The 5,636-nt window shown below is 46.0% G+C and carries 7 protein-coding genes; all 7 read left to right on the forward strand.

Going from position 1 to position 5,636, the window contains the following annotated elements; genetic code table 11:
- Positions 1-330 precede the first annotated feature (330 nt).
- Positions 331-1,182 carry a patatin-like phospholipase family protein gene (locus AC1DUA_RS20760; RefSeq protein WP_477501579.1) on the forward strand — a complete coding sequence of 284 codons (852 nt, stop codon included), beginning with the start codon at positions 331-333 and terminating at the stop codon, positions 1,180-1,182.
- Between the two features lie 335 nt (positions 1,183-1,517).
- The gene (locus AC1DUA_RS20765) at positions 1,518-2,543 is read left to right on the forward strand and encodes an ABC transporter substrate-binding protein (RefSeq protein ID WP_477501580.1); all 1,026 of its coding nucleotides are present in this window, start codon (positions 1,518-1,520) and stop codon (positions 2,541-2,543) included.
- 27 nt (positions 2,544-2,570) lie between these two features.
- Positions 2,571-2,861: a thiamine-binding protein gene (locus AC1DUA_RS20770; RefSeq protein WP_127456450.1), complete on the forward strand. Its 291-nt coding sequence runs from the start codon at positions 2,571-2,573 to the stop codon at positions 2,859-2,861.
- Positions 2,861-3,628, forward strand: coding sequence for an ABC transporter permease (locus tag AC1DUA_RS20775; protein WP_477501581.1), 768 nt, complete (start codon positions 2,861-2,863; stop codon positions 3,626-3,628). Before AC1DUA_RS20770 ends, AC1DUA_RS20775 begins: the two co-directional genes overlap by 1 nt.
- Before the next feature lie 18 nt (positions 3,629-3,646).
- Entirely contained in the window at positions 3,647-4,411 is a 765-nt protein-coding gene (locus AC1DUA_RS20780) for an ABC transporter ATP-binding protein (RefSeq protein ID WP_477501582.1), read from the forward strand.
- Entirely contained in the window at positions 4,408-5,214 is an 807-nt protein-coding gene (locus tag AC1DUA_RS20785) for a TatD family hydrolase (RefSeq protein ID WP_477501583.1), read from the forward strand. Before AC1DUA_RS20780 ends, AC1DUA_RS20785 begins: the two co-directional genes overlap by 4 nt.
- A gap of 81 nt (positions 5,215-5,295) precedes the next feature.
- Positions 5,296-5,636: DNA-3-methyladenine glycosylase I (locus tag AC1DUA_RS20790; RefSeq protein WP_477501584.1), on the forward strand; the 341-nt coding region annotated here is incomplete at its 3' end.

Genomic DNA, 5,636 nt, shown 5'->3' on the forward strand with positions numbered 1-5,636 from the left:
TCCTTAATGGAAGAAGCTCAGACGTTAACGAAGCAAAATGCTGCTGAATTCCCGCCTAGCTTAAATAACATTAGCAAAAACAACTCATAGTTAAAAGTGGTAAGGCTGTTCAAAAGGTCATGTAAGACCTGCGAGCAGCCTTTTATTATAGGCATTCGGAAATTTGGTCAAAAACTCGGATTATCAGGAGAAATTCCCGAATCCATATAAAAAAATGGCTTGAACCTGCTTCTTTGTCTCTTTTACGGAGACGGAGGAGCATTTATTTTAATTGACATTTCCTGTATGCTAATAAAGGGCTAGAGAGATAGACAGAAAGTAGGTGTCACCATGGAAGGAATTGGACTCGTACTGGAAGGCGGGGGTATGCGAGGCGTATATACCGCGGGAGTCTTGGAATACTTTATGGAGCAAGATTGGTATTTTCCGTATGTGGTTGGTGTATCAGCGGGGGCTTGCAACGCGGTATCGTATATTTCCAGACAACCTGGTCGTAATAAGAAAGTGACCATTGACTATATCGGAGATCATCGTTATTTAAGCTATCGCAATTTATTGCGCCATAAGAGCATATTTGGAATGGATTTCATATTCAATGAACTGCCAAATAAATTAGTGCCATTTGATTACGATGCTTTCTATCGTTCACCTCAGCAATTCGCGATTGGGACTACCGATGCGCATACAGGTGAACCGGTTTATTATACGAAACATCAGCTCGACCAACAGACGATGCCGATCGTTCAAGCATCAAGTTCACTGCCGTTTGTAGCGCAGCCTATTCATTATGATGGCCGTACATTATTTGATGGCGGCTTGGTAGATCCTATCCCTGTGAAGAAATCGGTCGCAGATGGGAACAGAAAACATATCATCGTCTTAACCAAAGAAATAGGTTATCGCAAGACTCCTTTTAAACAGCGTTGGTTAGCTAAAAGCTTTTACCCACAGTATGATGGTCTCGTTGATGTGCTAGTGAATCGCAGTGAAATCTACAATGGCACGCTAGAGCTCGTTAGGCAAATGGAAGCCGATGGCAGCGCAATTGTAATTCGACCTTCGTCCAAAGTACTGGTAGGCCGGATGGAGAAAAATCCCGGGAAACTCGAAGCTTTACATGAACTTGGTTATCAGGATGCGAAGCGGCTGGGCTCACAAGTGAAAGATTGGCTTGTTAATTAGCCTACGGATAAGGCGTTATAACATGAATGTGACAACTACCGAGATTTCTGCGAAACGGATTGGTGGTTTTTGTTTGCATTCATAGCGAACATGCGGTATGGTAATATCAAACCAATAAGAACCCACGGGAGCTTGAGTAGTCAGGCTGAGATTGTGACCGAAATGTCACTAACCGTTAATCTGATCTGGGTAATGCCAGCGTAGAGAATTCACACAAAATGCCTGTCCATTTTATTAATTTTGTATGGGTTTATCATTTTTCTACCAATGGCGCTCCCGGATAACGGGAGCTTTTTCTTGTGGTTACATAGATATAAGGGAGAGGGAAACAAGAAATGAACTGGAAAAAAATCACACCACTCATGCTCGTGAGCTTGACTGTTCTTGCAGCAGGATGTGGGAAACAAGAGGCTAAACCGGCCAATCCTGCTAGCCCGGCCACCTCGGCCAAACCGCTTACGGATGTGAAGGTTGTCCTGGACTGGACGCCGAACACGAACCATACGGGTCTGTATGTGGCGAAAGACCAAGGCTTTTTTGAACAAGAAGGACTTAATGTACAAATCATTGCGCCTGGCGAAGCTGGAGCGGATGCCATGATTGCTTCAGGGGTGGCTGAATTCGGCGTCTCCTACCAAGAAAGCATCACACAAGGACGCATTCAAGGTGTACCGCTCGTTTCCATTGCTGCAGTCATTCAGCACAATACATCGGGATTTGCTTCTCCGGTAGCGAAGAACATTAAGACGCCTAAGGATTTTCAAGGAAAAACGTATGGTGGCTGGGGAGCCCCTGCTGAAAGTGCAATGATCGACTCTCTGATGCAATCTGAGCAAGCCGATCCAAGCAAAGTGAAGATCGTGAATATCGGGGATGCTGATTACTTCACGGCGGTCAAAAGAGATATCGACTTCGCATGGATCTACTATGCTTGGACAGGTGTGGACGCCGAGCTTCGCGGAGAGCCGCTGAATATGATTTATTTGAACAAATATTCGGATAAACTGGACTACTATACACCAGTATTGGCTACCAACGAAAAGCTGATTAAAGAGAAGCCAGAACTAGTTAAAGCGTTCACGGCCGCTGCAGCCAAGGGTTATCAATTCGCGATCAGCAAACCTGAGGATGCCGCTAATATTCTGATCAAAGCGGTTCCTGATTTGGATGCAAAACTCGTGATGGCCAGTCAAAAATGGCTAAGTCCGCGTTATCAGGATGATGCACCTCGTTGGGGCGAACAAAAACGTCAAGTATGGGAAAATTATGCGAACTGGATGTTGGAGCATAAACTTTTAGAGAAAAATCTCGATGTAGACGCAGCGTTTACGAACAATTTCTTGCCAGCAAGCACGAAATAACTTTATTACTCGGAAGGGGTTTTTACTATGGCTAACGCACTTGTAAGTATTCAAATTATTCCTAAAACAAAAAACGGTGAAGATGTTATCCCTTATGTAGATCGAGCGATTGAAGTCATCGCCAAGTCAGGCGTGAAATATTTCGTTTCCCCGCTCGAGACGACGATGGAAGGGGAGCTCGATCAGCTTATGCTCATCATTCAAGATATGAACGCAGCGATGATTGAGATGGGCAGCCCTAACGTTATCTCGCAAGTGAAAATATATTTTAACCCGTCTGGCGCATCGATGGACAAACTGACGGAGAAATACAGATAATGAAACTGAAGAACGGATTGAAAGCAGGGTGGCCACCGATTGTTGTGGTCATCCTTCTCTTGCTTATTTGGCAGCTTGCGGTAACTTGGGGAGGAACGGCAAGCTGGCTGCTTCCCAGTCCGCTCAAGATCTGGCAGGACGGGACTACGGACATGGCACGGGTATGGATGCATACATTTGCTACAGTACGTTTAATGTTAATAGGGTTTACTGTTGGTGTAACGGGAGGCGTTATCGTTGCAAGCTGCTTGCATCGCGTGCCTTTTCTGAAGGCTGGATTCTATCCGCTCCTCATTCTGTCACAAAATGTCCCGGTTATTGCGCTGGGACCGCTTCTAATTATTTTATTTGGTTTCGGCATTGTACCTAAAATTATCTTAATCGCACTTGTTTGTTTCTTTCCTGTCACCATGTCGACGCTGGACGGCTTTATGCAGACAGACCGAAACATGTACAACTATATGCAGATGATTGGCGCAAGCAGGCGGCAGATTTTTTATAAATTAGAGCTGCCGCATGCACTCCCTTTTCTCTTTACAGGGCTCAAAATTTCCGCTACTTACAGCGTAATGGGGGCTGTTATCGCAGAGTGGCTCGGCGGCGGTGTCGGCCTGGGGTACTATATGATTTTGCAGAAATCGGGCTTTCGCGCAGATCGCGAATTCGTTGCTATTATCATCATTGTTGTACTTAGTTTGATATTCTTTTGGCTTATTGCCGGGCTTGAAAAGATCGTTGTTCGGTGGAACGCGAAACGATCGTCTTAAGGAAGGGGAGAAAAGAAGTTGAGCAAACTAGAGCTGAAAGGGATACATCACACGTTCGCTGGCAAAAAACAGCGTGTCCCCGTGCTGAAAGATGTCACGCTGCATGTCAAAGAGGGCGAGTTCGTTTCCATTATCGGGCCATCCGGAAGTGGGAAAAGCACATTGTTTCACATTATTGGCGGGCTCATCACTCCTTCCGGAGGTGAGGTCTGGTTGGATGGCTCGAACGTGACTGGAACCAAAGGACTGATCAGCTATATGCCGCAGCAGTCGGCGTTGTTCCCTTGGCGCTCCATTGAAGCGAACGTAGCGCTTTCGCAAGAAGTTGCAGGGGTTTCGCGTGCTGCCGCTTTGGACAAAGCTAGAGAATGGCTGCCTAAGGTTGGCCTAGGTGGCTATGAGCATGAGCTTCCGCATGTGTTGTCAGGAGGCATGCAGCAGCGCGTTTCGTTCTTGCGAGCGCTGCTAAGCCCCCAAGAAGTCATGTGCCTTGATGAGCCGTTCGGATCTTTGGACGCATTAACACGGCAAGCGATGCAGTCATGGCTGCTGAATATATGGGAACAAAACAAACGGTCCATTCTCTTTGTGACGCACAGCATTGAAGAGGCGATATTCCTATCGGATCGCATCTATGTTCTCTCGAACAAGCCTGCACAAGTGATCGAGGAATTTGTTGTACCATTTGAGCGGCCACGACATGAAAAAGTGATGATGGACCCGAAATTTCACGAGCTGCGACAGCATATTCAGGGCCTATTGCGTCAGGAGATTCTATCATGACTACTAAAAAAGCTATTGATGCACATATTCATCTTGATATGTATGAAGAAACGAATGCTCAGAAGATCTTATCCGAGCTAGCTCTGTTTCAAGTCGAGGCGCTCATCGCGGTCTCCAGACATTTGGCATCCTGTGAGGCGACGGAGAAGCTGAGCTTACAAGCGCCAGAGCAGGTGTATGCTGCTTATGGCTATCACCCCGAGCAAGTGATTCCTCCTGAAGCTGAGCTTGAGGAATTATTAGGGTGGATAAGCGCGCATACGAATGCCATGGTCGCAGTTGGTGAGATCGGCTTGCCATACTATCGGAGGCTCGAAGCGGAAGAGAGAGGGGAACAACTTGATTATACCCCTTATGTTCAACTGCTTGAACGTTTTCTGGAACTCGCAGCAAAGTTAGCAAAACCTGTCGTTCTGCATGCTGTTTATGAAGATGCTGAGATTGTGTGTGATCTTCTAGAGAAACATGGTATTCAGAAGGCGCATTTTCACTGGTTTAAAGGGTCGCCTCAGACCGTACAGCGCATGATTCAGGCTGGATACTATATTTCGATCACGCCGGATGTTCTCTATGAAGAAGAAATCCGCGAGCTCGTACGAAGTTATCCGCTTGAACAGCTGATGGTCGAAACAGACGGACCTTGGCCGTTCGAGGGAATCTTCGAGGGGCAGGAGACGTATCCACGTATGATTCATGCGGTCATTGAGCAGATTTCACTTCTACATGATGTGGAGGCAGACATCGTGGCAGAAACGATCTTGCACAATACGAAACGATTTTACAATCTGCTTACCCATGGTTAATTGAAACTGGACATCTGTTCGCATTGGCTCTATAATAAAATAGAACAAATGTTCGATTTATAGATGAGGTGAGTATATAAAATGACGGTCAGATGCTCTTGGGTCAATGAGGATCCGTTATATGTTAATTACCATGATCATGAATGGGGAGTTCCAGTCCATGATGATCGCAAATTGTTCGAGATGCTTAATCTGGAAGGGGCGCAAGCTGGATTAAGCTGGTATACGATACTGAAGAAGCGTGATGGTTATCGGGAAGTATTTGATGGATTTGATCCGGAAATTATCATGCAATATGATGATAAGAAACTGGCTGAGCTTCTGCTGCATCCTGGGATYGTGCGCAATCGATTGAAGATCGCATCTGTGGTTCAGAATGCGAAAGCTTTCCTGAAAGTGCAGCAGGAATTCGGGTCTTTCGA

This window comes from Paenibacillus sp. 01T422, assembly GCF_056398785.1.